We start from the raw sequence: 25,089 nt of genomic DNA, 5'->3' as shown, positions 1-25,089 counted from the left end.
CGACATGGATACCGATTCCGGCCAGACAAACCCCGCGGCGACGCCTGCACAAGGCGGCGTCTTCTTCGACGGCGCGTCGAGCCGGAGGCGTCTGGTCGCGCTCAAACTGTCCGATGCGCTGGAGATCAGGGAGGACGGCGAGCTGCTCGCGCGCTGGGCCTATGCCGACATCCGCCGCGCCGACAGCCCGTCCGGCCTGTTGCGGCTGAGCTGCCTCACCGCACCACAATTGGCGCGGCTCGAGATCCGCGACGCGCAGCTGATCGCCGCGCTCGTCGCGCGCTGCGACACGCTCGAGGAGGGGCTGCCGAACCGCAAGGGCGTCGCCGCGATCGTCGGCTGGTCGCTCGCGGCCGCGGTGTCGATCGTGCTGGTGGTGCTGTTCGGCGTGCCGCTCGCCGCCGACCGGCTGACGCCGTTGGTGCCTGACTCTTTCGAACGCCGCCTCGGCGATGTCGCAGAGGCGCAGGTCAAGGTGCTGTTCGACGGCAAGCCGTGCAGCGACGCGGCGGGACAAGCGGCATTCGAGAAGCTCGTCGGCAAATTGCGGGAGTCCGCAGGCCTCGACAACTCGGTGCAGTCGGGCGTGTTGGCGACGCCGGTACCGAACGCCTTCGCGCTGCCGGGCGGCAAGGTTTTTCTGTTCAAGGGGCTGCTTGAGAAGGCGGAGAACCCGGACGAGATCGCCGGCGTTTTGGCGCATGAGCTCGGCCATCTCCGCCATCGCGACAGCATGCGCGAGCTGATCCACAATGGCGGCACCTCGTTCCTGATCGGGCTATTGTTCGGCGACATCACCGGCTCCGGCGCGCTGATCTTTGCCTCGCGCTCGCTAGTGACGTCATCCTATTCGCGCGACGCCGAAACCAATGCCGACAGCTTCGCGATCGAGACCATGCACAAGCTCGGCCGCCCGGCGAAGCCGATGGGCGAATTGATGTTCCGCGTCACCGGCAAGGAGGGCGGCAAGGGGATCTCGATCGTCTCCAGCCATCCGCTGACCGAAGACCGCCTCGCGCGCATGAGCAAGGCGGACGCCGCCAGCCCGGCGACCGGCCGGCCGCTGCTATCGCCGACGGAATGGCAGGCGCTCAAGGGCATCTGCGCACCGGGCAAGGTGTGAAGGGTTTTTTGTCGCTTGCTGGAGCACTCACATGCAGCATGACAGCGACTACTGGTTTCCCGCCAAGCGGTATGGCTGGGGCTGGGGACCGCCGGTCTCCTGGCAAGGCTGGGCGGTCGTCGCAGGCTTCGTGATTCTGATCGCGGTCGGCGCCGCGATGATCCTTCCGCACTCTCGCACAGGCTTCATTGCCTATGTGCTCGGGTTGAGCGTCCTGCTCACCGGCGTGTGCTGGTGGAAGGGCGAGCCGCCGCGATGGCGATGGGGCGGCGACTAGCCAATTTCGAGCGCCTACTTCACCAGCCGGAACTTGCCGCCCTCGACCTTGATCAGGAACGCGGACCGCTCGTCATAGCCATTGTGGTCGGTCGGGCTCATCGTCGAGAGGCCGTTGTTCAGATAGACGTCCTTGCCGCGCTCCAGCTCGTCGCGCAGCGCGGCGCGGAATTCCGGCGTGCCCGGTTTCGCCGATTTCAGCGCGTTCGCCGCCGCCCGCTTGAACAGCGTGACCGCGTCCCACAGATGCGCGCCAAAAATATTCGGCTTCTGCCCGTTGACCTTCTCGTAGGACGACACGAATTCGTCGCGCGCCTGGCGGAACGGATCGTTCGCCGGCAGGTCGTCGGCGATGGTGAAGGCCTCGCCGGTGAAGACCGCGCCCTCGACATTGGCGCCGCCGAGCTTGATGAATTCCTCCGACGCGACGCCGTGGGTCTGGAAGATCTTGCCGGCATAGCCGCGGCTGCGCAGCGCCTCCTGCGGCAGCACGGCCGGCGTGCCGGCGGAAGCGATGAACACCGCCTCCGGATTGGTCGCGATCACCTTCAGCGCCTGGCCCATCGCGCTGGTATCGGCGCGCGCATAGACCTCATGCGTCGTGACGGTGAGGCCCAGCGTCGGCGCCAACCGCGACACCTCCTTGTAGTAACCTTCGCCATAGCCGTCCGACACGCCGATATAGCCGAGCGTCTTGATGCCGGACTTCGCGATATGTTTCAGGATCGCCGCCGCCATCAGATCGTCGTTGGGCACCACCTTGAACGCCCAGCGGCGGCGGTCGTCCATCGGCTGCACGATCGCGGTCGCCGCCGCGAGCGAGATGATCGGCGTCTTGGATTCCACGGCGATGTCGAGCATCGGCATGGTCACAGGCGTCAGCGAGGAGCCGATCAGGATGTCGACGCCGTCCTGGATGACGAGGCGCCGCGCATTCTGCGTGCCCTTGGTCGGATCGGACTCGTCGTCGAGCGCGATATAGGTCACTTTCTCGCCGCCGATCTCCTTCGGCAGCGCGGCGATGGTGCGCATCTGCGGCTGGCCGAGCGCCGAGCCCGGTCCTGACGCGGACACCACGACGCCGACCTTGATGTCCGCATGTGCGTCCGGCGCCATCAGGATCGCGCCCGCGAGTACCCAGAGTCCGGCCATGGCCAGCTTCATTGCAAATCCTCCCAGCAAGTTCTTCTTATGCGCGGCCGATGATAGCCGACCGGCGTCCGGTTCCGCATCATATTGATTCCGCCCGATACGTCTGTCCCCCTGATTGGGGACATCAGGGCACGGCATCAGCGGGGCGGCGCGCCCGCCGGCATCGAAGCCTCAGCCGAAATCGGTCATCTCGTACAGCGGCCGGATTTCGATCTCGCTTGGTCCCGGCATCGGATTGGGGCAACGCTTCACCCAGGCAACCGCCTCGTCGATGTCCTTGACCTCCCAGAGCCAGAAGCCGGCGACCAGGTCGCGCGCCGGGGCGAAGGGCCCGTCGATGACGGTACGGGCGTTGCCGTCGAATGCGACACGCTTGCCGTGGGAGGAGGGCCTGAGGCCGTCGGCGGCGCGCAGGATGCCGGCATCGCGCAGCTCGTCGTTGAACCGGCCCATCGCCGCCATCATCTCGGCCTGCCAGGCCGTGTCGAACAGCCCCTTTTCGCTGTCTTCGGTGGCCTTCACGAGCACCATCACCCGCATCGTCCGTCTCCTTATCTGAGCCCCGCCTCATGGGGCATCGGAACGACGAACGGGGTTTTCGAGGGCCGACACCGCCCCGCAGATTTTTCATCCAGCCGGGACGCTGGCGGGCGGCAAGCGTCGGGGTCACCGATCGCTCGTGAACTTCACGTTTACCATTCCCTTAAAGGCCGCGCGAACCAGTTTCCCTAATCGGGCGGCAACGACCTGCTGCTATTGAAAGAGAGGAAAAGGGAGTACGAGCGATGTCCAGCATTGTTCGGATCCTCGTCTTGATCGCATCTGCGTATGCGGGATCCGTGTTGACGGAAATGCAGTTTGACGGCGCGGTCGCCGTGACCGGTCCAAGTCCTGGCAGTTCAAGTCCTGGCAGTTCAAGTCCATGATCGAGCACCATTCGATCGCGCCCGAGCACGCGCGCGCCATTTGCGAAGAGATCGGCTGGAGACTGCGCCACGCGCTGCGCGGCGACTACGCGGATTTGCCGCCAAGGTTGCGCGAGCTCGTGGACCAGCTCGCCCAGCAGGAATGCGACGCGCCGTCGCTGGTGCCCGCGATGCACGACATGACGAGACCGCTGGTCGTTGCCGCCTAGGCCTATGACCTGCCGACGGTGCTTGCGAGGTCGGCACGAGGCGCGCGGATAAGGTACCGCTTGGCGCGCCTCGTGCCGAATACGCATCAGCTCACGATGGAGAAATTTGCCGCCGTGACCGTGTTCGCCGTAGCGCCATTCAGCCACACCGCGGTGTCGGCGTCGACCTGAACCACGAAATAAGCGCCGTTCTGATACGAGTGCGACAGCACGTCGGCGAAGGACGTGAAACCGGAGCCGTTCAATTGCACGACGTCCAGGCTCGGCGTCCAGTCCTGCACGACCTGCACTCCAGGAACATCGTTGACGACAAAAGTGTCGTTGCCCACACCGGTGCCCGGACCGCCGCCGTTGCCGCCGAAATAGTAATTCACGCCGGCGCCGCCCTCGAAATAATCGTTTGCGGCGCCGCCGATCAGAACATCTACGCCATCGCCGCCGTATATCACGTCGTCGCCGTTGCCGCCATAGGCGTAATCGTTTCCGCCATAGCCGTACATGATGTCGTTGCCATCATCACCGATCAGGACATCGAAGACCTGCGACCCCAGCAGCACGTCGTTGCCGGCTCCCCCGTAGGCGTTGCCGCCTCCCGTTGGAAGATAGATCCAATCGTCCCCGCCGCCGCCTTCCAACAGGTCTACTCCGACATCGCCGACGATGGTTTCTTCTGCTGCGCCACCATAGATGCTGTCATTGCCCAACCCGCCGTAGAAAAGAGCTTTGCCAACCTGCCCATCGCCGGTGAATACGATCACGTCGTTGCCGTTGCCGCCCAACACCACTGGCTGCGGGCCATCGTCGTGATCGTAGGAGCCGTAAAGGCTGTCGTTGCCGTCGCCACCGTCCCAATGCACGGCGAAGCCGGTGAAGAGATCATTGCCGCCGTCGCCATACGCAACGCCATTGTAGGATGCGGTCAGAACGGAGTTGATGGTGTCGTCGCCGTCACCACCGTAGCCCGGTCCAAAGTCGGACACCGTGATCCGATCATTCCCTGCGTCGCCGTAGAATGTCCCGTAGCCGGCTATCGTGTCATTGCCGGAGCCACCGTAAACTATACCACCAGGAGAAGCGGCACCGGCGGTCAGGATGTCATCGCCCTCACCACCGTAAATGGTTGGCTGGACCGCGCTGGAATTCCCGGTCAGGGTATCGCCTCCGTCCAGGCCATACATGACGTCTTCGTTGCCGGTATGGCTGTCGGCTGCCAGAGTTCCTGTGTAGGTAACCAACTTCCCCTCCTGTCGGCTCTTTGCCGGTAGCGGGCGAGCCTCTGCCTCTGGTTGCGCCTGCGAGATCAATCGCCGCTATTATTGCGCCTCAAATATCCAAACGACTGAACTCCCAAATGGGCTACGCCGTTGGTATTGAGGTCGCAAGAGGCCACGGATGGAGGAGATGCGCCTCTGCACCGGAGGTGACGACCTCGTCGTCCATGCGGACAGTGCCGTTTCCTGTGCCGCTTGTGGGCCCCGACCGAACCTAAGCACCGTCCGCCAGCGATCGCTCCATGATGATGGTCCGCTCTTCACCGTGGTAGCTGTCGCGCACGGCCCTGTATCCGAGCTGCGCATAGAAGGTCTCGGCGCTGATCGATGAGGGCACAGCCAGGTTGGGGATACTTCTCTCGCGTGCCGTGCGCTCGACCGCTTCCATCAGCAGCCTGCCGATACCCCTCGCCTGAACGTCGGGGGATACGAACACCGTACGGACCACGTTTCCGTCGAGGCTTGCCGTTCCAACCACACGACCATCAATCGCGGCAACAAAGACGGTGCGCTTGCCGATCAGCTGCAGCACGGCGTCCGGACTGAAGCTGCGCTCGACCCGCTCGATGATCTCGCTTGCATAGTCCCTGGCATTGGTTTCGCGCAGTGCACGCAGGATGACCGCGCTGATGTCGCCGGCGTCGTCTTGGCGCGCCGGCCGGATCGTGCATTCCATCGGTCGCCTCCGCTCGCTCAAGGGTCGCATTCGAATATCTCAACCTAGCTGTTGCCGTGGTCTACCTTGGCGGCCTCCAAAGACGGCAGGAGCGCAGCGAGCAAAATGAGCGCGATCCCCAAATCGATTGAAACGTCGGCGACGTTGAAAATCCAGACAAATCGAAGTTTCGAGGCGTCGAACAAGTCAACGACGGCACCCAATCGAAGACGGTCGATAGCGTTTCCGGCTGCTCCGGCGCCGATGAAGGCGAGTCCAAAAGCATTGATGGTCGATGTCGGTCGCCAGAGTATGGATCCGAGCAAAACTGACGCTACCGCAAGGCCGATGGAAGCGAGTGCCCATCGCGAGAACTCACCGTAGTCTGGAATCAGACCAAATGCGTTGCTGCGATTGAACGCAAGGGTAGGGTCAATGGGACCTGGTAGTTTGACGGTGGTGCCAATTTCCAATGATCCAACCGCCCAATGCTTTGTCAGCTGATCGAGGGCCAGCATCGCACATGCGGCACCGAACGCGATGAAGTGTGAGCTTCGGGATATTCTCACGAACAGTTTCTCGCGCCGCTTCCATTCAAGCCATGGGGTAACCCCGGTGCCCCACCATAGTGTGACGTGTCGTATGAGCCAATATCTCCTACGGCCCTGAGCGCGCCATGTTGCTGATTGTATCCCGGGCGCGATCACGTCGCGGCGAATTGAGGTCCGCTGTTCCGGTTCAAGCAATCGCGCCGAATAGGAATTTCAGTCAGTTGAATGTGTGCTACCCTGCATCCCGGGATGGAATTGCCATCTCGGCTTTTTGGGAGGACACGGCTATGAAAGGCTCGTCGCTCTTCGTCACGAATTTCGCTGTCGCTCTGTTGTCGATCGTGCCGCTAGTATGTGCATCAAATGGCCCGGCGTGGTCGCAACCCACGCCAGCCCCGGACACTGCCATCAACCCGCTTCCCAACATTTCGGTCGAGGCGCCGAGGCACGTCAGCACGCAACACAGGCCGACGCAGCGCGCGGCGGCCCGCAGCACCTCGTCTTCACGTACGGCTTCGACCTCAGTGTTTTGCATCGGCGGTTGCGTGACGAGCATGAAGTCAGGTGACCGCCCCTGGATCGGATGCTCCTGGTCTGCCGGCGCGTCTGCCTACACCGGGTGCCGAAACATCGGGCCCGGCGGCATCCCCTTCAAGAGCTATACTCAGTGCACGGAAACCGGACTGAATAACGGTTGGAGAAGCGGCGAAGTCTCTGCGTATTGCACCAGCCTGGCTTTGAAGTAGAGAGCACGAGGACACATTAGTCGTGTCCGAAAGTCCGATGTCGGGAGTCGTGTCCGTAAGTCCGATGTCGGGCCTGGCCCATGCCGAAATCGCGGCGCCGCAGACTTGCGGCGCCTTCCGGCCCCCTGGCTGGCGGGCTGCAACTGCAAAGGATAAGCCTCGTTGAGACGCGCTTTGATCATCCTCGGCATATTGTTCGGCGGTTCGGTCGTTGTGATCGGTGCCGGGACAGTTCTCTTCGCTTACCAACTGACGCGGGTGGACGCCTATCCAGCCTTCATGGAGAAGGATCTTGCAAAGGGCCATAGCTCTTACGACGAGACGAAGCGCGCCTTCTCTCAATTCGTGAAGAACGCATTTCCGGTTGGCTCCGACGCGAGAATCGCAATTGCCCAGATCACCGGCGGTGGTTTTCGGGCTGAGAAGTCAGATAGACCGAACTCGGTCGCGCTTCTATGGAATCGCCATGCAGGCCCGTGCGGCGAGCGATACGCCATTACGATCGAGCAGACGGCAGATGGAAAGGTCGCAGACGTGGCAGGACAGCTCTATCCGGTTTGTCTCTAGCTCTCGCGGCCTCGATCGTGGCCCCCGCCGCGTCACACGTTCTTCGCGACCTTTCGCGTCCGCGTCGGTCCGGCACCGGTGATCGCCGGCTTGATATTCCACACGGCCCGCACGCTGGCGAAGGCGTGCGCGATCACCGGCTCCTGGCGGCGCGCGGCGAGGCAGGCAAAAGAGAGATCGCAGGTGAGCTTCACTTTATCGACGACCACGAACTGATGCGGGCGTGCCATCCGCGGCGCCAGCACGCTGTCGCGCGCGAGGCTGAGGCAGAGGCCGGATTCGACGAAGTCGATCATCGCCTCTTCCTGATCGGTGTAGCCGATGCGCTTCGGCAACGGGCCGAGCGGGCGGAAGATGTCGTCGAGCAGACGGCGGTGGCCGGAATGCGGCGGTGTCGCGAGCCAGGGCAGCTCGGCGAGCTCGGCCCAGCCCTTGCCCATCACCCGCTCCCGCCAGGCGATCGGCGCGATCACCCGGTAGTCGTAGCTGAGTAGCGGCGCCAGCTGGTAGCGGCCGTCGGCGATGGTCCGTTCAGTGAAGCTGTGATGGGCGAGCTGCTCCGGCGGCGTGGCGTCGACATAGTAGCCGACGTCGAGCTCGCCCCGGCCGACCTGCGCCAGCACGTCGTCGCTGACGCCATGGCGCAGGAATACTTCGGTGCGTTGCGAGGACATCGCAAGGCTGCGCACGAACGGTCCGAGCCGGGTGAATTCGGGGTCGAGGATGGTGCCGACGCGCAAGGTGCCGCGCTGCGCCTCGTTCAGCGAGTCCGCCGTCGCCTTGAAGTCGGATGCCGCCGCCACCGCCCGGTGCGCCAGCGGCAGCAGCGCGGCGCCGGCCTCGGTCAGCGTAAAACCGCCCGGCGTGCGGTTGAACAGCTGCAGCCCGGTACTTTCCTCCAGCGCCTTCAGTTGCAGGCTGACCGCGGGCTGGGTCAGTTTCAGCATCGATGCCGCGCGCGACACGGTGCCCTCACGGGCAACCGTGATGAAGCAACGCAAGGCCTGGGTACGGGGGAGGTCGGTCATTGAGTGGGCTTATAGCACACTTTTTCGCCGCGCATCGACCGGCATCGTGCACTATTATATTATCAGAATACAACCAAGACGAGAAATCAGGCCGGCCGCCACGCGATCATGCCTTCGGTCCGCGCGCGTACCTCCGGCGAGGCGAGGCAGGTCGCGACCGCTTCATAGCCCATTGCGCCGGGCACCGGCGTGACGCAGACCGGCACGCTGTGATTGGCGGGGCACAGGATGATCGCTTCGTCGTCGCCGACCGCGTCGAGATCCAGGATAGCGCTGGAGCGCGTGAGGAAGAACAGCGGCCGCGCCTCCGGTCCGCGACGACGCAGCTGCGCGATCACCGCTTCCTGGCTTGCCGCATCGAGCCCGTGCTCGAGCATGTCGATCACGGGGATCGCGTCGCCGTCGGCCTCGAGCTCTGCGAGCAGCGTGGTCAATGCCGGGGTCTGCACGGCGCCGTCAGCGAGATGAGCGGCAAGGCTTGCATCGACCCTGGCCTTGTGGGCGGGATCGGCATCGAGACGCGCGCGAACCGCCGCGCCGCCATCGGCTGCGCGGTCCAGGCCGACGAAGGTGGCGTTGGGCAGCGCTTCCGCAAGCCGCTGCGCGAGGCGCGTCTTGCCGCTGCCGAGCGGGCCGACGATGTAGTTCAGCGGCTTGACGTCGCGCAGCTCGAAGCGCTCGCCGCCCCAGGGCCACGGCAGATCGAACGCGACGGCGATCGCCGGTCGCGCCCTGACTGCGCCGATCACGTCGCGCGCCGCGGGCATCTTGCCGCGGCCGAGGTCGGCGCGCAGCGCCCGCACCCTGGCGATGCTGTCGCCGCATTGCCGGACGCGCGCTTCGAGCGTGGCTTCGTGCGCAGCCAGCACGCGGTCGAGCACGGCGGCATCGCCGCTCAGGACCCGCGCCAGTTCACCGATGCCAAGGCCGAGCGCACGCAGCGCGACGATCTCGGCGCCGCGCGCCATCTCGGCCGGACCATAGGCGCGCCATCCCGCCGGCGTGCGGGAAGGCGCGATCAGGCCGCGCTCCTCGTACAGGCGCAGCGCCTTGGCCGAGATGCCGAGCTGCCTCGCAGCTTCGGACGGACTGAGAAAACGGGCGGCAGCATTCATCGAATCACCTCGCATCGTCTGACCGCGTCTCTTATGGAGGCGGCCGCAGGGGCAAGGTCAAGCGGGGAGGGTGGTGATCCTCATCTATCGGATAGCGGTGAGGTGAGCACGTATCTCGGGCTGCCTCTCCCCTTGCGGGAGAGGGCGGGGAGAGGGGTGGCCCCGGGCGAGATGATTGATGAGCGCATCGCTCTCGCAACTTGTTCGCTTGTCGCCGTCGCAGAAACGAAGGAGCACGTCGTGTGGCACCCCTCTCCCTAACCCTCCCCCGCAAGGGAGAGGGAACCCTGCCGCCGGTGCGTCCCTGACGCGCCAATCACTGAGTTGCCCGACGTGGCAAGCCCCCACAACAAAAATATTTCCGTTTATCGGAATGGCAACTCAGTGTATGGTTCGCCGGTCTCACCCGGTACGAGGGGCGGCTCGCGATCGTCACGAACGCGGTGTGGGATGCGGTGGACGCTGATCATGCGAGCGACGAACGCATGTGATGCGGACGGTGAAGTCGTGTGGTCCTGACGCCCTAGCGGCCGGTGTCCCCTTGTAAGACGCAATTGCGTCTTGCGAAGGCGGTGACAAGCAAGCCCAGTCTCGCCGGGGAGAGCACGAAATAAGCCGTAACCCATCGCGCAGGGAAAGCCGGAGTGTTTCCGGTTACACCTGTGGTCCTACCCCCGAGCTTTCTACCTTTTGCTCGGGGCCCATGGGTGCGATCGGCACCCGGCTTTCCCTGCGCCCTCTGATCGATAGGAGGGCAAGCCGAAGAGCAAAGCTCGGACGATTCATGTCGCGAGAACGCGAAGCTATGTCCCCACCCACACTGTCATCGCCCGGCTTGACCGGGCGATCCAGTACGCCGCGGCCTCTCACCTTAGCAACCGGCTCCTCTGGAATACTGGATCGCCCGGTCAAGCCGGGCGATGACACCGAACAAGCTGTTTGAGAGGTTGAATCGATAACCATCCTCAGCGTCGTCCTGGCGTAAGCCAGGACCCATTACCCCGAATGCAAATTGTTGTGCGATGCTTGGGCCGCGATCCCGTTCATCATCAACTGCGGTGGTGGGTCCTGGCTTTCGCCAGGAAGACGACGGAGCGCCTGGCAAGCTGTGGCTATCGCAATACTCGGATCTGTGCGGCGCGCTCCGTGCAAACCAAGACTCACTCCAGATGGTTCACCTTCGCCACCCAGGCGCGGACGTCGGTGAGCACGTCGGGCAGCACGGCCTTGACCTCCTGCACGGTCATGCCGGGCTTGATCCGGGGGTCGTAGAGCAAATTGAGCAGATATTGGTCGTAGACGTCGAAATAGCCCATCGAGACGCTGTCGTTGAACATGGTCCACGGCACGGTCGCGGTATCGTTGATCGGGCCGAGCGACTGCAGCAGCTCCTCATAGGCGCAGTCGAGGAAGACGAAATCGCCGTTGTCGACGGTGAGGATCACATCGGAATGCTCGATCTCGTAGTTCTCGTTCTTGCGGAAGCCGGACAGGCATTGCGGATCGAGCGAGGAGCGGATTTCCTTGGCGCGGTCCTGGCCGTAGAAGGTCGCGATGGTGCGGTAGAGCTCGCGGTCGCGCACCAGCTTGACCACGACATTGGCAGCGTCGCTGCTCTCGGTCATCGCGATGTCGAGATGCTGCACCTTGGCTCGGATGTCGGCGATGACCTTGGCGAGCTGGGCCTTGCGGTCGGCGCGGCTGCCGTCGGCGAACACGCGCACCGGGCTGTCGTATTTGCGGATGCGATCGACCCGTCCGGCGAGATGATATTCGGCACCGAATGCGGTCTTCAGAAAACCCTCGACGATCTCGGCGTCGGTGAAGAGCTTCTTCTCGTTGCGCTGACGCACGACAACGGCCGGCACCTCGGCGCCGGCCGCGGGCACGGTGGCGTCAGTGAGGCAAGCGGCGAGCGCTGCAGCGAGAACGAGCAGGATCGAAGGGCGGTGCTGGGGCATTCTGACGACGCTGCCGCAATGCTTGCGGCAGCGCAAGACGGGATCAAGGCGGCGAGATCAGCGATCCTGCCGGACGGTGGCGCCTGGTTCCGGTGAAACCGACGCGATCAGTTCTTCACCACGACAGTGGTGCCGACCGAGACCCGATCATAGAGGTCCTTCACGTCGTCATTGGTCATGCGGAAGCAGCCCGACGAGACCGCTTGGCCGATCGTCTCCGGCTCGTTCGAGCCGTGGATCCGGTACAGCGTCGAGCCGAGATACATCGCGCGCGCGCCGAGCGGATTCTCGATCCCGCCGTTCATGTGACGCGGCAGATCGGGGCGGCGGCGCAGCATATCCCTGGGCGGCGTCCAGGACGGCCATTCCTTTTTCGCCGAGATGCGGTGGACGCCGCCCCAGCGGAAGCCGTCGCGGCCGACGCCGATGCCGTAGCGCAGCGCCTGGCCGTTGCCCTGCACCAGATAGAGCCGGCGCTCGGCGGTGTTCACTACGATGGTGCCCGGCGCGTAGTTGGTCGGGTAGTTGACGGTGGTGCGCGGGATCGGGCTCGCGCCGTTGCCGAAGAAGCTCGGGGGCTCGGACTGGTAGCCACGGGAATCGAACAACTGGGCGTGGGCCTGGCCGGCACCTGCCAGGATCGTGAGCGCGGCAAACATCAAGGCAATCGGGCGCATCGTCATCGTCCTCGCGAACAATCAAATATGCAGCCAGAAAGGCCACAATCGCCGGCGTTTCGCAAGCGACGAAGCCGTGACACCAGCCATTTTCCGACGACACGGTTTAAAAAGGCAACAGATCGGAAGCGATACCTGCATTGTCCGGCCAAGCCTTTGACGAAGCGGATGAAGAATGGTTGATCTGGATCAACCTCAAGAAACATCTCTGGCGGGAGCGGGATCATGAACGGTGCGGAAAGTCTGGTGCGGACATTGGTTGCGGGCGGAGTGGACGTCTGCTTCACCAATCCGGGCACCTCGGAGATGCATTTCGTCGCGGCGCTGGACAAGGTCCCGGGCATGCGTTGCGTGCTCGGTCTGTTTGAAGGCGTGGTGACCGGTGCGGCCGACGGTTATTTCCGCATGAAGGGAACGCCGGCCTCGACGCTGCTGCATCTCGGGCCCGGCCTCGCCAACGGCCTTGCCAATCTGCACAACGCCAAGAAGGCCCATTCCGGCATCGTCAATATCGTCGGCCAGCACGCAACCTACCACATCGGCTACAACGCGCCGCTGACCTCTGACATCGAGGGCCTGGCGCGGCCGATGTCATCCTGGGTGCGCACGTCGCCGGATGCCAAGTCGGTCGCAGCCGATGGCGCGGCCGCGATCGCCGCGGCCAGGAGCGCGCCGCCGCAGATCGCAACCCTGATCCTGCCGGCCGACACCGCCTGGAACGAGGCCGACGGCATCGCCGAAGTGGCTGTCGACACCCAGCGTCCGAGCTACTCGCCGCAGGCGGTCGAGCGGGCCGCGAAGATATTGCACAACGACGCCGCGCACACGCTGCTGCTGGTCACCGGCAGCGCGCTGACCGAGCAGGGGCTGGTGTTCGCCGAGCGCATTGCCGGCAAGACCGGCTGCACCGTGATGGGCCAGACCTATCATCCGCGCATGGCGCGCGGCCGCGGCCGGTTCTCGATCAACCGCATCCCCTATGTGATCGAGCAGGCGCTGCCGATCCTGAAGAATTTCCGTCACATCGTGCTGGTCGAGGCCAACGATCCCGTCGCGTTCTTCGCCTATCCGAACAAGCCAAGCATGCTGAAGGCGGAAGGCTGCGAGGTGCATCGCATGACCGCCTGGGGCGAGAATTCTGTCGCAGCCCTCGAGGCGCTCGCGGGCGCGCTGCATGCCATAGTGCACGACGTCAAGCCGCAGCAATTGCAGGATCTGGCCAAGCCGACCGGCGCGCTCAATCACGCCACGATCGCGCAGGCGATTGCGTGTGCGATCCCCGAGAATGCCATCATGGTCGATGAATCCGTCACCACCGGCCGCGGCTTCTTCCCGCCGACGGCGGCTTCAGCGCCGCATGACTGGCTGCAGAACATGGGCGGCTCGATCGGTTTCTCGACCCCGGTCGCAACCGGCGCCGCCGTCGCCTGTCCGGACCGCAAGGTGATCTGCATGGTCGGCGACGGCTCGGCGATGTACACGATCCAGTCGCTGTGGACGCAGGCGCGCGAAGGCCTCAACGTCGTGACCATCGTGTTCGCCAACCGCATCTACCAGATCCTGCGCGGCGAATTCGACGGCGTCGGCGCCGGCGAGCCGGGCAAGCGGGCACAGGACATGCTCAAGATCGATCGCCCGACGCTCGACTTCGTCGCGCTCGCCAGGGGCATGGGCGTGCCGGGCAGGGTGGTGACGACGGCCGACGAGTTCAACAAGGCGCTGGCGGAAGCCGTTGCCGAGCCGGGACCGCGGCTGATCGAAGTGCAGATGTAGACACACCGCTTTAGAAGGCCGCGGCGGCGGCCCGCGATGAAACTCATCGCGCTTTAGTCCAGTCGGAGGCGCCAATGCAGACCGAGCTGACCAAGGTGATCGCCGCCATCGAGGAATTTTATGCGCAGGAGACGTTCCTGCTGGAGCGCGATCTCGGCGAGCGAACGCTTACTCACCGGCTGGCCGTCTATGTCGAGCGGCAGTTTTCCGGCTGGCAGGTCGATTGCAACTACGACCGGCTCGGCGAGCGCACGCTGCGGCTGCCGCGCGGTTCGACGATCTCGACCGATGACCATCTCGGCAAGTCGATCTATCCCGATATCGTCGTGCATCAGCGCGACATTCCGAACAATCTGCTGGCCATCGAGCTGCGAAAGGACGGCAATCACCAGCTCCTCGAGCACGATCAGCGCAAGCTGCAGGCGCTGACCGATCCGAATGTCTGGTTCGCCTACGCGATCGGCGTGCTGCTGATCGTGGGAAAGGACGGGGTGAGCCTGTCCGAGGTCTATGCCGGCGGCGTCATCGACAGCGCCGCATCGCGCTGGTTTGCCGAGCGGCTGGATGCGGGCGGGCTTGCAGGCAAGCATGACAATGGCGCTCAGCACTAAGTTGATGGATGAATCTTCTCTCCGCATTGCCGTGATAGCCCGTTTGGATCATGCGTGGCCGGTGCATGCGCGGCAGAACAGAAGGCGCGGGAGGTGGAGCAATTACTGGGGCTGGTGGTCAATTTCAGAACGATCCGATGGCGGTGCGGATTACCGGCTCCGCAACTGTTTCGCTCCCCCTCCCGCACTTGAATTCACGGGCTCCGCTCTCGCTCCCCAAACCGGCGGCGCAGCCGATTGCGACGTGACGGGTCGAGACAGCCCGCGAACCGAGACAGAAAAGGCCGCCCCCTCGGGCGGCCTTTTCCGTGATCGCCGAGATCGCCAAGAGATCGCAAAGCGCGATTGCTTTTGTGGGCGATTGCTTCTGTCTATTGCTTGGCCGCGTCGTCGCCGGTCTTTTCCCCAGCCTTTTCGCTAGTCTTGGCGCTCGACTTCTTTGCGGCTTTCTTCGCCTTCTTCGGCGCCATCTTGGACGCCTCGCCCTTGGCCGCGGTGTCGCCGCTTGCGGCGGGGGCCGGGCTCGTGCCGGCCTTGTCCTGCGCGAGTGCGGCGGACGAGACGAAGGCAAGCGCCGTGGCGGCGAGGATCAGTGTTCGCATCGGATGGTTCTCCCAAGTTGGTTTTTCCGGCGCCCCTCAACGGGACAGAATGTCGCAGGTTCCGCGACGCGGATCAGCAGTCCGTGAGCAGCGCGTGAACGGCACAACCCTCGTGCAGGCCACGGAACCGGGAACCTCGAGCTGCGTTATGCCGCTAGGCAGGAGTTCCGAGGAGACGCGCCATGCGCTGGCGATCGATGACGGAAACCACCGGCACCATGCTCGATACCGCCCCCGAGGACACCTTCTACGCGGTGGGCTGGACGGTCAGCGGCGTGGCGACCCTGGCGACCATCGTTGCGGTCTGGATGTTCGGGATCTGACCGCGAACGGTCCTTGCAGCCCAGCGGCTTGCCGGCACCGGCAAGCAGCAGCGGCATGCGTCGGCGACTCACTTCCGCAAGATCACCAGCGCTTCCCGGTAGAGCTGCGAGAAGCAGACCAAGAGCGCGCTCGACAACAGGAACATCGCCAGGCTGTCATAGTCTTCGGCGGTGGGCCAAGCGAAGTCGAAATAGGGCGGCATGAACGCCCACCAGACGATCGGAACCGTGATGATCGTCGCAAAGGCGCCGGCCGGTGCGCCGCCCATCAGGCCCGCGATCAGGATCGCCGGCACAAAACCTGCGAAATAGAGCTGCATGCCGAAGGTCGCGAACATCTCCTGGGTCGCGGTGGCCAGCACCACGGCCAGCAGGGCGACCACGAACGTCGACAACGACCACGGCCGCAGCTTCAGAATGTAGTCATTGCCCTTGCGCATCGAGACGTCCCGGCCTCCGCGAGTTCCGGGAAGGTAGCCGAGGAGGCTCGCGAATAAAACACCGTAGGACTCCGTGGGGGCGGAGTTCTGCTCGATACCGTGAAAAGGAACCGGCCCGGTCAAGCCCCTGCCGCATTGTCGCGCTTATTGCATTGCGGCAAGGTGATTGGGGACAGCACGATGCTGGAGCTTCTGATTGTCGTTCTCGTCGCCGGGATCGGGTTCGTATCGGGATATGGCGTCCGCGAGCTGATCTCGCGCCGCCGGCGCCGGTCGCCGCAGCGCATTCACGCGCCGAAGGCGCGGGCCGCCAATGACGACATTTCCGCCCGCGGCCGGTATCGGCCGACCGGCACGCAACAGGCCGATCACGCCACTCCGCCCGACGAACTCGACGGCGCCGTCCGCGACCTGCTCGGCGAACTCAGCCGGCGCTCCGCCAAGCCGTCATCGGCCCCGCACCGCCGGCGGCAATGAGGGGATGCGGGGCGAACCGCGCTCAGACCGCCGCGACGTTAATTGATCTGCTGGCAGGAAGGGGAATGGTGGACGCACAAGGGATCGAACCTTGGACCTCTCCCGTGTGAAGGGAACGCTCTCCCGCTGAGCTATGCGTCCGGGATGTGACGTGCCAAAGGCCGCTGGTCGGCGGCCGGTCGATAGAGGCGCTTCGTCAGAGCGTGCGATTTACGAAGTGCCGGGTAGGGGTGTCAAGCCAAGACCTTCAGGAATCAAGGCCTGCAGGACATCAAACCCTGCGGGGATCAGGCGCCCTGCTGGCGGGCGCGGGAGGCGTGCGACTGCAGCGCCCGGATGCGTTCGGCCAGCGTCCCGCCGCCTTCGGGCATCGCGCTGCCAGGCGAGACGCCATTGGCGGCACCGTTGGCGGGCTTGGCGGTCGCCTTGGCCGGCACGGTCGGCTCGGCCGCCAGCATGGCCTCGATCGCCGAGTTCGGTCCCTCAAGCTGGATCGCGAGCTTGGCCACTTCGGCGGCGATGTCGTTGATGCGCTCGCGCAGCAGCGCGTTCTCCATCCGCTCGGTCGCCCAGGAGCTTTCGGCCTGCTGCTGGATCGCGTTGATGTCGCGCTGCAGCTTGCCGCGTTCGTCGCGGGCGATGCGTAGCTGCTCCTCGGCCGCCGCCTTTTCCTGGCGCAGCTTCTCGAGTGCGGATGATTTGCCGCCGCCCGCCGCCGCGATCTCCTCGCGCAGCTCCTGCACCGTCCGCTCCGCGGCGGCGTTGGCCTGCTTGAGCTGGCCGTTCTCGAATTCACGCTCGGCGAGCAGCTTGCCCTGGGTCGCGAGCCGCGCCTCGAGGTCGGTGACGCGGTTGCCGAGCATCTCGGCTTCCTTCACCTGGACGATCAGCTGGCGGTCGAGATCGGTGACGCGCTGGCTCAGATTCTCGACCCGGCCGCGCGCATCGGTGAGATCGCGCGTAGCGGTTTCCGACTGGCTGCGCTCCTGGGCGAGGCGTGCCTCGGTCGCCGCGAACTCCCTGGCGGCATCGCCGACCCGGTTCTTCAACTCCTCGACCTGGGTCCGCACCGCGACCAGTTCGACTTGCCGGCTGTCGGCCGTCATCGAGCGGTCGTTGAGCGCGGCGTTGATCTTGCCGAGCTCGCTCTGCTTGTCGGTCAGCGCCTGCTCGGCAGTGCGCAGCAGCTCGGTCTTGGCGGTAAACTCTTCCTCGGTGGCGCGAAGCTGCTCCTTCATCGCCTTCTCGCGCGCCTCCAGCGCGAAGATCGCGGCGTTCTTCTCGCCCAGCTCGATCTTCATGCGATTGATCGCGTCGGTCTTCTTGCCGATCTCGGCGAGCTGGCTTGTGGTCTTGCTCTTGAGCTGATCGACGCTCATCTCGAGCCGGCGGGCCGACATCGCGAACTCGGCGCGGAGCTGGTCCTTGTCGGCCTGGATCTCGGCCATCGACAGCGGCGTGGCCGCCTCCATGCGGCGCGTGGTCAGCCGCACCGCCCGGTTATGCACCAGGGGCACGATCATCAGGCCGCACAGCATCGAGATCAGGAAACCGATCGCCGCGTACATGATCGGCTCGATCATGAAGGGTCACTCCAAGAAAGAAGGAAATTGTTAAGCACAATGCCACGGCAGGCCAGCCGAAGGCCAGCCCGTTTGCCGCGTTAACCTGAATCGCTAACCGTGCCGGAGCGCCGGCGTCATCACCCGATCAGGGCGGCGACCTAGAATGGGTTCCAGGTCGCGCGCGGGGTGTATTTGAGATAGCCGACGCTGGCGCCGAGCCGCAGGCCGATGCCCGAGCGAATCGGGACCAGCACGATGTTGTTGGCGGTCAGCGCCGTCATGCCGAAGCCGCCGACGATATAGGCCGAGCCGTCGATGCCGACGAAGCGCTGGTAGATCGCCTGCGTCGAAGGCAGGTTGTAGACCAGCGTCATGGTCCGGGCGCCGTCGCCGCCCCAGTCGAAGCCAACCGAAGGACCCTGCCAGTAGACCCGGAGGTCACCGGCATTCTTGGTGTAAAGCGTGCCTTCGCCATAGCGCAGCCCGGCTACGAACGCGCCGGAGCCTTCCTCGCCGAGCACATAGCCGTTTGGCAGACCCCATTGGCTGACCGCGCGCTCGATGACCGAGGCGAGCCCGCGCGAGACGTTGCCGAAGAACTTGTGTCCGGCGCCGACCAACTCGTCGGGCCCGTAAGTATACGGGGTCGGCTCACGCTGCGGCGCCGGATATTGCGGTGGCGGCGCCTGCTGTGCCGATGCCCCAGCGCTCCAGCACATCAGCGCGGCGAACGCGACCGCGGCAAGGCGTGATGCGAAACTCATAAAGAACCCCTGCTATCGAATCCCGGGCGTTGCCCTTTAACCTGATGCCAACAGGCACGGCTCTAGGTTGCGTCCAGTGTCCCCTCGACTCGGATGTTATCGGTATCAACTATGACGGTACAACGGCAGGAAAGATATGGATCGTGCCGGGGGATGGCGTTTTTCGGCCTGTTGGCGGGCATTTTGGCGGCTACCTGGCCGCCACTGCCTGTTGGGGCCGCCACGACCGAGCGCGTGGTGACGAACCGCTACTCGGGATTAGCGATCGAGGGATTCGATCCCGTCGCCTATTTCACCGACTCCGCTGCGACCCAGGGGCGGTCCGAATTCGAGGCCGCCACAAGTGGCGTCGTCTGGCGCTTCCGCAACGCGGGCAACCGCGCCTCGTTCGTGGCGCATCCCGAAATCTATGGACCGCAGTTCGGCGGCTATGATCCGACCGACCTGGTGCGCGGCGTCACCTGTGCAGGCAATCCGCGATTCTGGGCGGTGGTCGGGAATCGGCTTTATCTGTTCAACCGGGAACGCAGCCGCGATGCCTTCGCCGCCGATCCCGCGCACTTCCTGAACGAAGCCGCGGCGCGCTGGCCGGAGCTGGCAGAAAATCTCGCGCAGTGATCACGACGCTGCGGCCGGGTCGCCCCAGGCAATGAATTCCGGCACCAGAAAGTCCTCGCGGCCCAGCCCGAAATGCAGTGGGCCTCCGTTCGCATCGGTTACCTTGCCGCCGGCGGCAACGACGACCGCGTGACCGGCCGCCACGTCCCATTCGGATGTGGGCGAGAGGCGGGGATAGATGTCGACCTGACCTTCGGCGACACGGCCGAACTTGACGGCCGAGCCCAGCACGGCGCGGACCGCGCCGCCGCGTTCGTCGATGAAGGCTTCGGTGCGCGCGTCGCCATGTGAGCGGCTCACCGCAACCGTCCAGGGCGCGCCGCGCGGCGGGCAGAGACGGGTCCTGATCGGCACGGCCTGCGCAACCGCGCCGTTCTGCAGCGTCAACCGCTCGGCGCCCTTGCCCACGATGCCGCGCCAGATCAGGCCGAGCGCGGGTGCGCCCACGATGCCGAGCAGCGGCACGCCGTGCGTGACCAGCGCCACATTGACGGTGAATTCGTTGCGGCCGGCGACGAACTCCTTGGTGCCGTCGAGCGGATCGATCAGGAAGAAACTGTCCTTGTAGGGCGGCGTCGCCAGATGGACACGCTCCTCCGACAGCAGCGACACGTGCGGCGCCAGCCGCGTCAGCCCTTCGACGATGATATGGTCGGCGGCGAGATCGGCCTCGGTCACCGGCGAGCCGTCACTCTTGCCGGTGACATTCATCGCGGAACGGTTGACTGCAAGGATCGCCTCGCCGGCCCGGATCGCCAGCTCGGTCAGCGATTCGAGCAGCGTGGCGGCGGCCTCGCAGCCGATCACGGGCGGCTGTGCCTTATTCATGGGCGGGTCTCATATCCTGTTTGTCTTCCCTGAGATCATGATGCGATGACAAGGCATCGCATCATGATCTCATCTCCTTGTTTGAGCATGATCTTTTCGGAAAACCGGTTTCCACTTTGCGTGAACGCGGCGGTTCCGGTCCGGATCAAGCTTTATCAGTCCCGCCGCAAGCTGGCAGCATCCGTCTGCGCGGTGTATCAAGCCGACAGGCATGCGTGATTCGCACTCCTCCGGCGGCGTGCGGCTTTCCAGGAAACAATCAATGTCTGGCACTTCGTCTCCCGGTCCCGCTCCCGATGCGCTCGAACTCGCGGCGCTGTTGTGCTCGCGGGTCTGTCACGATCTCATCAGTCCGGTCGGCGCGATCGTCAATGGGCTTGAGGTCCTTGACGACAATCCCAAGCCCGAAGACCGCGACTTCGCGCTCGATCTCATTCGCAAGAGCGCCAAGACCGCGTCGGCCCGGTTGCAGTTCTGCCGGCTGGCGTTCGGCGCGGCCGGTTCCTCCGGCGCGCAGATCGATCTCGGCGATGCCCAGAATATGGCGAAGGGGCACATCGAGGACGGCAAGGTGACGCTGACCTGGAATCTGCCGCGGCTGTTGCTGCCCAAGAACCGGGTCAAGCTGCTGCTGAACATGCTGGTCATTGCACAGCAGACGATCCCGCGCGGCGGCACGCTGATCATCGACCCGGTCGGCGACGGCGAGGCGATGAGCTTCCGCATCACGGCCGCAGGCCTCAATGCGCGCGTGCCGCAAAACATCGTCGATCTGCTCAATGCGACGTCGTCGAACACGGTCGATGCGCATGCGGTGCAACCGCATTACACCCGCCTGCTTGCGGACGCCTGCGGGCTGAAGGTGACGCTCGCGCTCGACGGCGACAAGGTCATTATCGCCGCGTCCTGAACGCGGCCCGCGGGAACATCATTAATCAAAGGTTACGACCGGCCGCGCGATTCGATCGCGCGGCCTTATCTCTTTGTTGATCCCGTTCTTTTCCATTTGCTCAACCAAACTTAAACGCTTTGCGGAGAAGCTGGCCCGGTTCCGTCAGGCGCGTCGATGTCGCGCGCCGCTGCGTTTTCGAAGGTTGGTTTCATGGACGATCTGTTGCGCGAGTTCCTGACGGAGAGCAGCGAGAGCCTTGATACGGTCGACAACCAGCTGGTGCAGTTCGAGCAGGACCCGAACAACGCGAAGATCCTGGATAACATTTTCCGCCTGGTGCACACGATCAAGGGCACCTGCGGCTTCCTCGGGCTGCCGCGGCTGGAAGCGCTGGCGCATGCCGGCGAGACCTTGATGGGCAAATTCCGCGACGGCATGCCGGTGAAGGCGGAAGCCGTGACGCTGATCCTGTCCTCGATCGACCGCATCAAGGAGATTCTTGCAGGGTTGGAAGCCACCGAGGCCGAGCCTGAGGGCAACGACCGCGATTTGATCGATCAGCTGGAAGCCATGGTCGAGCGCGGCATGGCCGCAATGGCTGCAGGTGAGACTGCCGAAGAAGACGTGCCTGTCGTCGAAGCGCCGTCGGTGCAGGCTGACATGACCCAAGCAATGACTGAAGGCACGCTGGTGGTGCAGACGCTGGAGCGTCCGCTGCGTCCGGGCGAGGTCTCGCTCGACGAGCTCGAGCGCGCCTTCCGCGAGACCGCGACCGAAGTGGCCGCACCCGCACCTGTCGTGAAGCTCGTCGCCACTGCTCCCGCAGCGCCTGCTGCCGAAGCTGCCGAGCCCGCGAAGAAGCCGGCCCGCAAGGCCGCCGGTGAGGACGTCCAGGAAGGCGACAAGATCGCCAACCAGTCGATCCGGGTCAATGTCGACACCCTCGAACACCTCATGACCATGGTCTCCGAGCTGGTGCTGACCCGCAACCAGCTCCTCGAGATTAGCAGGCGCAACGAGGACACCGAGTTCAAGGTGCCGCTGCAGCGGCTCTCCAACGTCACCGCCGAGCTGCAGGAAGGCGTCATGAAGACGCGCATGCAGCCGATCGGCAATGCCTGGCAAAAGCTGCCGCGCATCGTCCGCGACCTCTCCGGCGAACTCGGCAAGCAGATTGAACTGGAAATGCACGGCGCCGACACCGAGCTCGACCGCCAGGTGCTCGACCTGATCAAGGATCCCCTGACGCACATGGTGCGCAACTCCGCCGATCATGGGCTGGAGACCACCACCGAGCGGGTCGCAGCCGGCAAGCCGGAGCAGGGCACCATCCGGCTCTCCGCCTATCACGAGGGCGGCCACATCATCATCTGCATCGCCGACAATGGCCGCGGACTCAACACCGAGCGGATCAAGGCCAAGGCGCTCCAGAACGGCCTCGTCACCGAGGCTGAGCTGGAGAAGATGACCGAAGCCCAGATCCACAAGTTCATCTTCGCGCCGGGCTTCTCGACCGCAGCGCAGGTGACCTCGGTGTCCGGCCGCGGCGTCGGCATGGACGTGGTGCGCACCAATATCGACCAGATCGGCGGCACCATCGACATCAAGAGCGTGGCCGGCGAGGGCGCCTCCGTCACCATCAAGATCCCGCTGACCCTGGCGATCGTCTCCGCCCTGATCGTCGAAGCCGGCGGCGACCGCTTTGCGATCCCGCAGCTCTCGGTGGTCGAGCTGGTGCGGGCCCGCGCCAACTCCGAGCACCGCATCGAGCGGATCAAGGACACCGCGGTCTTGCGGCTGCGCAACAAGCTGCTGCCGCTGATCCATCTCAAGAAGCTCCTCAAGATCGACGACGGCGCGACCACCACCGACGCCGAGAACGGCTTCATCGTGGTGACGCAAGTCGGCAGCCAGACCTTTGGCATCGTGGTCGACGGCGTGTTCCACACCGAGGAGATCGTGGTCAAGCCGATGTCGACCAAGCTGCGTCACATCGACATGTTCTCCGGCAACACCATTCTGGGCGATGGCGCCGTGATCATGATCATCGACCCCAACGGCATCGCCAAGGCGCTGGGCGCCTCCGGCTCGTCGGCCCATGACATGGCCGAGGACAGTGCGAACGCCCACGCCTCGAGCGGCGAGCAGCTCACCTCGCTGCTGGTGTTCCGCGCCGGCTCCTCGCAGCCCAAGGCGGTGCCGCTCGGCCTCGTCACCCGGCTGGAAGAGATCGCAACCGACAAGATCGAGCTCAGTAACGGCCGCTACATGGTGCAGTACCGCGAGCAGCTGATGCCGCTGGTGCAGATGGCCGGCGTCGAGGTGCAGACGCAAGGGTCGCAGCCGATCCTGGTGTTCGCCGACGACGGCCGCTCAATGGGGCTCGTGGTCGACGAGATCATCGACATCGTCGAGGAGCGGCTCAACATCGAGGTCGCAGGCTCGCAGGACGGCATTCTGGGCTCGGCCGTGATCAAGGGCCAGGCCACCGAGGTGATCGACGTCGGCCACTTCCTGCCGATGGCGTTCGCCGACTGGTTCTCGCGCAAGGAGATGCGCCCGTCGGCGTCAGCGCAGTCGGTGCTGCTGGTCGATGACTCCGCGTTCTTCCGCAACATGCTGGCGCCAGTGCTCAAAGCCGCCGGCTACAAGGTGCGGACCGCGCCGAACGCCCAGGAGGGGCTCGCCGCGCTGCGTTCCGGGCAGGCCTTCGACGTGGTGCTGACCGACATCGAGATGCCCGAGATGAACGGCTTCGAGTTCGCCGAGAACATCCGGAGCGACCACAATCTGATCGGGCTGCCGATCATCGCGCTGTCCGCGATGGTGTCGCCGGCGGCGATCGAGCGCGGCCGGCAGGCCGGCTTCCACGACTATGTCGCCAAGTTTGACCGTCCCGGACTGATCGCGGCGCTGAAAGAGCAGACCGCCGAACTCCGGAAAGCGGCCTGATGGGACCGAGGGAAACAGCATCGATGACCAGCAAGACCGAGACCAGTGAAGGCGCGATGGCCGAATACGTCACCGCTGTGATCGGCGGGCAGCTGTTCGGGCTGCCGATCTCGCGGGTGCAGGACGTGTTCATGCCGGAGCGGCTGACGCGGGTGCCGCTGTCGTCGACGGAGATCGCCGGCGTGCTCAATTTGCGCGGCCGCATCGTCACCGTGGTCGACATGCGCGCCCGGCTCGGGCTGCCGAAGGCCGCTGACGGCCAGCCGCCGATGGCGGTCGGCGTCGACCAGCGCGGCGAATCCTATGGCCTCCTGATCGACCAGATCGGCGAGGTCTTGCGGCTGCCCGACGACAGCCGCCAGGACAACCCGGTCAACCTCGATCCCCGCATGGCCAAGCTCGCCGGCGGCGTCTACCGCCTCGACGGCCAGCTCATGGTCGTCCTCGATATCGATCGCGTGCTCGAACTGGTGCCTGACGCCAAAGCGGCGTGAGCAGGGCCGCCAGAACTGAAGAACTGAAACATCCCACCGGGGATGAGGAAGTAGAGGTCGCAAATGAGAACCTGTCTTGTTGTCGATGACTCAAGCGTCATTCGCAAGGTCGCCCGCCGCATCCTGGAAGGGCTCGACTTCCAGATCATCGAGGCCGAGGACGGCGCCAAGGCGCTCGAAGCCTGCAAGCGGGCGATGCCGGAAGCGGTGCTGCTCGACTGGAACATGCCTGTCATGGACGGCTACGAGTTTCTCGGCAATCTCCGTCGCATGCCCGGCGGCGATCAGCCCAAGGTCGTGTTCTGCACCACCGAGAATGATGTCGCGCATATCGCACGCGCGTTGCATGCCGGTGCCAACGAATACATCATGAAGCCGTTCGACCGGGACATCGTCACCGCGAAGTTCCAGGAAGTCGGTCTGATTTAAGTCGACCGTTCGATCCGGCGGCAGAAGCCTTCGGCTCAACGGTTTGTTGTGCGTCGTGTTGCGT

At 64.6% G+C, this 25,089-nt stretch carries 28 protein-coding genes and 1 tRNA gene; 13 read left to right on the top strand and 16 right to left on the bottom strand.

The window, feature by feature from the left end; translation table 11 throughout:
- Nucleotides 1–4: 4 nt before the first annotated feature.
- Together WDM24_RS32540 and WDM24_RS32535 are read left to right on the top strand one after the other, a co-directional pair.
- Nucleotides 5–1,123, top strand: a complete 1,119-nt coding sequence (locus tag WDM24_RS32540) for a M48 family metallopeptidase (RefSeq protein ID WP_338828678.1) — start codon at nt 5–7, stop codon at nt 1,121–1,123.
- A gap of 31 nt (nt 1,124–1,154) precedes the next feature.
- Nucleotides 1,155–1,400, top strand: a complete 246-nt coding sequence (locus WDM24_RS32535; RefSeq protein WP_338828677.1) for a hypothetical protein — start codon at nt 1,155–1,157, stop codon at nt 1,398–1,400.
- 14 nt (nt 1,401–1,414) lie between these two features.
- On the opposite strand, the gene WDM24_RS32530 is transcribed toward WDM24_RS32535, so the two are convergent.
- Together WDM24_RS32530 and WDM24_RS32525 are read right to left on the bottom strand one after the other, a co-directional pair.
- Entirely contained in the window at nt 1,415–2,563 is a 1,149-nt protein-coding gene (locus tag WDM24_RS32530) for an ABC transporter substrate-binding protein (RefSeq protein ID WP_338828676.1), read from the bottom strand.
- Between the two features lie 159 nt (nt 2,564–2,722).
- Nucleotides 2,723–3,091 carry a YciI family protein gene (locus WDM24_RS32525; protein ID WP_338828675.1) on the bottom strand — a complete coding sequence of 123 codons (369 nt, stop codon included), beginning with the start codon at nt 3,089–3,091 and terminating at the stop codon, nt 2,723–2,725.
- A gap of 382 nt (nt 3,092–3,473) precedes the next feature.
- Between WDM24_RS32525 and WDM24_RS32520 the strand changes: the two genes are divergently transcribed.
- Nucleotides 3,474–3,686 (top strand): hypothetical protein, encoded by a 213-nt coding sequence (locus WDM24_RS32520; protein WP_338828674.1) that lies wholly within the window; start codon nt 3,474–3,476, stop codon nt 3,684–3,686.
- Nucleotides 3,687–3,772: 86 nt separating this feature from the next.
- Here the strand turns inward: WDM24_RS32520 and WDM24_RS32515 are convergent, their stop codons facing one another.
- The 4 genes from WDM24_RS32515 to WDM24_RS32500 all read right to left on the bottom strand — a co-directional run bounded on the left by WDM24_RS32515 (nt 3,773) and on the right by WDM24_RS32500 (nt 6,719).
- Nucleotides 3,773–4,921 (bottom strand): calcium-binding protein, encoded by a 1,149-nt coding sequence (locus WDM24_RS32515; protein WP_338828673.1) that lies wholly within the window; start codon nt 4,919–4,921, stop codon nt 3,773–3,775.
- Between the two features lie 250 nt (nt 4,922–5,171).
- Nucleotides 5,172–5,633 (bottom strand): GNAT family N-acetyltransferase, encoded by a 462-nt coding sequence (locus WDM24_RS32510; RefSeq protein ID WP_338828672.1) that lies wholly within the window; start codon nt 5,631–5,633, stop codon nt 5,172–5,174.
- Nucleotides 5,634–5,677: 44 nt separating this feature from the next.
- Nucleotides 5,678–6,130: a signal peptidase II gene (locus WDM24_RS32505; protein ID WP_338828671.1), complete on the bottom strand. Its 453-nt coding sequence runs from the start codon at nt 6,128–6,130 to the stop codon at nt 5,678–5,680.
- 265 nt (nt 6,131–6,395) lie between these two features.
- Complete coding sequence (locus tag WDM24_RS32500; protein WP_338828670.1) at nt 6,396–6,719, bottom strand: hypothetical protein; 324 nt, start codon at nt 6,717–6,719, stop codon at nt 6,396–6,398.
- Between the two features lie 364 nt (nt 6,720–7,083).
- On the opposite strand from WDM24_RS32500, the gene WDM24_RS32495 reads away from it, so the two are divergent.
- Nucleotides 7,084–7,476: a hypothetical protein gene (locus WDM24_RS32495; RefSeq protein ID WP_338828669.1), complete on the top strand. Its 393-nt coding sequence runs from the start codon at nt 7,084–7,086 to the stop codon at nt 7,474–7,476.
- Nucleotides 7,477–7,508: 32 nt separating this feature from the next.
- Here WDM24_RS32495 and WDM24_RS32490 read toward each other — a convergent pair whose 3' ends face one another.
- The 4 genes from WDM24_RS32490 to WDM24_RS32475 all read right to left on the bottom strand — a co-directional run bounded on the left by WDM24_RS32490 (nt 7,509) and on the right by WDM24_RS32475 (nt 12,257).
- Nucleotides 7,509–8,504, bottom strand: a complete 996-nt coding sequence (locus WDM24_RS32490) for a LysR family transcriptional regulator (RefSeq protein WP_338828668.1) — start codon at nt 8,502–8,504, stop codon at nt 7,509–7,511.
- Between the two features lie 86 nt (nt 8,505–8,590).
- Nucleotides 8,591–9,619 carry a MerR family transcriptional regulator gene (locus WDM24_RS32485; RefSeq protein ID WP_338828667.1) on the bottom strand — a complete coding sequence of 343 codons (1,029 nt, stop codon included), beginning with the start codon at nt 9,617–9,619 and terminating at the stop codon, nt 8,591–8,593.
- Between the two features lie 1,160 nt (nt 9,620–10,779).
- Entirely contained in the window at nt 10,780–11,580 is an 801-nt protein-coding gene (locus tag WDM24_RS32480; protein ID WP_338691510.1) for a DUF2927 domain-containing protein, read from the bottom strand.
- Nucleotides 11,581–11,687: 107 nt separating this feature from the next.
- Complete coding sequence (locus WDM24_RS32475; RefSeq protein ID WP_175619345.1) at nt 11,688–12,257, bottom strand: L,D-transpeptidase; 570 nt, start codon at nt 12,255–12,257, stop codon at nt 11,688–11,690.
- 225 nt (nt 12,258–12,482) lie between these two features.
- Here WDM24_RS32475 and WDM24_RS32470 point away from each other — a divergent pair, with 225 nt between their 5' ends.
- Nucleotides 12,483–14,030: an acetolactate synthase large subunit gene (locus WDM24_RS32470; RefSeq protein ID WP_338691509.1), complete on the top strand. Its 1,548-nt coding sequence runs from the start codon at nt 12,483–12,485 to the stop codon at nt 14,028–14,030.
- Nucleotides 14,031–14,104: 74 nt separating this feature from the next.
- Complete coding sequence (locus tag WDM24_RS32465; RefSeq protein WP_338828664.1) at nt 14,105–14,641, top strand: hypothetical protein; 537 nt, start codon at nt 14,105–14,107, stop codon at nt 14,639–14,641.
- A 371-nt stretch (nt 14,642–15,012) separates the two neighbouring features.
- Here WDM24_RS32465 and WDM24_RS32460 read toward each other — a convergent pair whose 3' ends face one another.
- Entirely contained in the window at nt 15,013–15,243 is a 231-nt protein-coding gene (locus tag WDM24_RS32460) for a hypothetical protein (RefSeq protein WP_166298434.1), read from the bottom strand.
- Nucleotides 15,244–15,425: 182 nt separating this feature from the next.
- Between WDM24_RS32460 and WDM24_RS32455 the strand changes: the two genes are divergently transcribed.
- Nucleotides 15,426–15,566: a hypothetical protein gene (locus WDM24_RS32455; RefSeq protein ID WP_165125659.1), complete on the top strand. Its 141-nt coding sequence runs from the start codon at nt 15,426–15,428 to the stop codon at nt 15,564–15,566.
- A 68-nt stretch (nt 15,567–15,634) separates the two neighbouring features.
- Here the strand turns inward: WDM24_RS32455 and WDM24_RS32450 are convergent, their stop codons facing one another.
- Complete coding sequence (locus WDM24_RS32450) at nt 15,635–16,006, bottom strand: DUF4118 domain-containing protein (protein WP_338691505.1); 372 nt, start codon at nt 16,004–16,006, stop codon at nt 15,635–15,637.
- A 180-nt stretch (nt 16,007–16,186) separates the two neighbouring features.
- Here WDM24_RS32450 and WDM24_RS32445 point away from each other — a divergent pair, with 180 nt between their 5' ends.
- Entirely contained in the window at nt 16,187–16,483 is a 297-nt protein-coding gene (locus WDM24_RS32445; protein ID WP_166298433.1) for a hypothetical protein, read from the top strand.
- A gap of 66 nt (nt 16,484–16,549) precedes the next feature.
- Here WDM24_RS32445 and WDM24_RS32440 read toward each other — a convergent pair.
- The 3 genes from WDM24_RS32440 to WDM24_RS32430 all read right to left on the bottom strand — a co-directional run bounded on the left by WDM24_RS32440 (nt 16,550) and on the right by WDM24_RS32430 (nt 18,812).
- Nucleotides 16,550–16,624: transfer RNA gene (locus WDM24_RS32440), tRNA-Val, on the bottom strand.
- Between the two features lie 146 nt (nt 16,625–16,770).
- Nucleotides 16,771–18,066, bottom strand: a complete 1,296-nt coding sequence (locus WDM24_RS32435; protein WP_338691503.1) for a hypothetical protein — start codon at nt 18,064–18,066, stop codon at nt 16,771–16,773.
- Between the two features lie 140 nt (nt 18,067–18,206).
- The gene (locus WDM24_RS32430) at nt 18,207–18,812 is read right to left on the bottom strand and encodes a DUF1134 domain-containing protein (RefSeq protein WP_166298431.1); all 606 of its coding nucleotides are present in this window, start codon (nt 18,810–18,812) and stop codon (nt 18,207–18,209) included.
- 153 nt (nt 18,813–18,965) lie between these two features.
- On the opposite strand from WDM24_RS32430, the gene WDM24_RS32425 reads away from it, so the two are divergent.
- On the top strand, nt 18,966–19,430 hold the full coding sequence (locus WDM24_RS32425; protein ID WP_338828662.1) for a YHS domain-containing (seleno)protein: 465 nt from the start codon (nt 18,966–18,968) through the stop codon (nt 19,428–19,430).
- Here WDM24_RS32425 and cysQ read toward each other — a convergent pair whose 3' ends face one another.
- On the bottom strand, nt 19,431–20,258 hold the full coding sequence (gene cysQ, locus WDM24_RS32420) for a 3'(2'),5'-bisphosphate nucleotidase CysQ (protein WP_338828661.1): 828 nt from the start codon (nt 20,256–20,258) through the stop codon (nt 19,431–19,433).
- Nucleotides 20,259–20,520: 262 nt separating this feature from the next.
- Here cysQ and chpT point away from each other — a divergent pair, with 262 nt between their 5' ends.
- The 4 genes from chpT to WDM24_RS32400 all read left to right on the top strand — a co-directional run bounded on the left by chpT (nt 20,521) and on the right by WDM24_RS32400 (nt 25,025).
- Nucleotides 20,521–21,168, top strand: a complete 648-nt coding sequence (gene chpT / locus WDM24_RS32415; protein ID WP_338828660.1) for a histidine phosphotransferase ChpT — start codon at nt 20,521–20,523, stop codon at nt 21,166–21,168.
- Between the two features lie 192 nt (nt 21,169–21,360).
- On the top strand, nt 21,361–24,102 hold the full coding sequence (locus WDM24_RS32410) for a hybrid sensor histidine kinase/response regulator (RefSeq protein ID WP_338828659.1): 2,742 nt from the start codon (nt 21,361–21,363) through the stop codon (nt 24,100–24,102).
- Nucleotides 24,103–24,125: 23 nt separating this feature from the next.
- Entirely contained in the window at nt 24,126–24,596 is a 471-nt protein-coding gene (locus WDM24_RS32405) for a chemotaxis protein CheW (protein ID WP_166298427.1), read from the top strand.
- Between the two features lie 63 nt (nt 24,597–24,659).
- Nucleotides 24,660–25,025, top strand: a complete 366-nt coding sequence (locus WDM24_RS32400; RefSeq protein ID WP_029083688.1) for a response regulator — start codon at nt 24,660–24,662, stop codon at nt 25,023–25,025.
- Nucleotides 25,026–25,089: the final 64 nt, after the last annotated feature.

It is taken from the genome of Bradyrhizobium sp. 27S5 (genome assembly GCF_037217225.1).
GTDB lineage: Bacteria > Pseudomonadota > Alphaproteobacteria > Rhizobiales > Xanthobacteraceae > Bradyrhizobium > Bradyrhizobium septentrionale.
The sequence above is the reverse complement of the archived record's forward strand: the minus strand, read 5'-3'. Positions and strand labels throughout refer to the sequence as shown.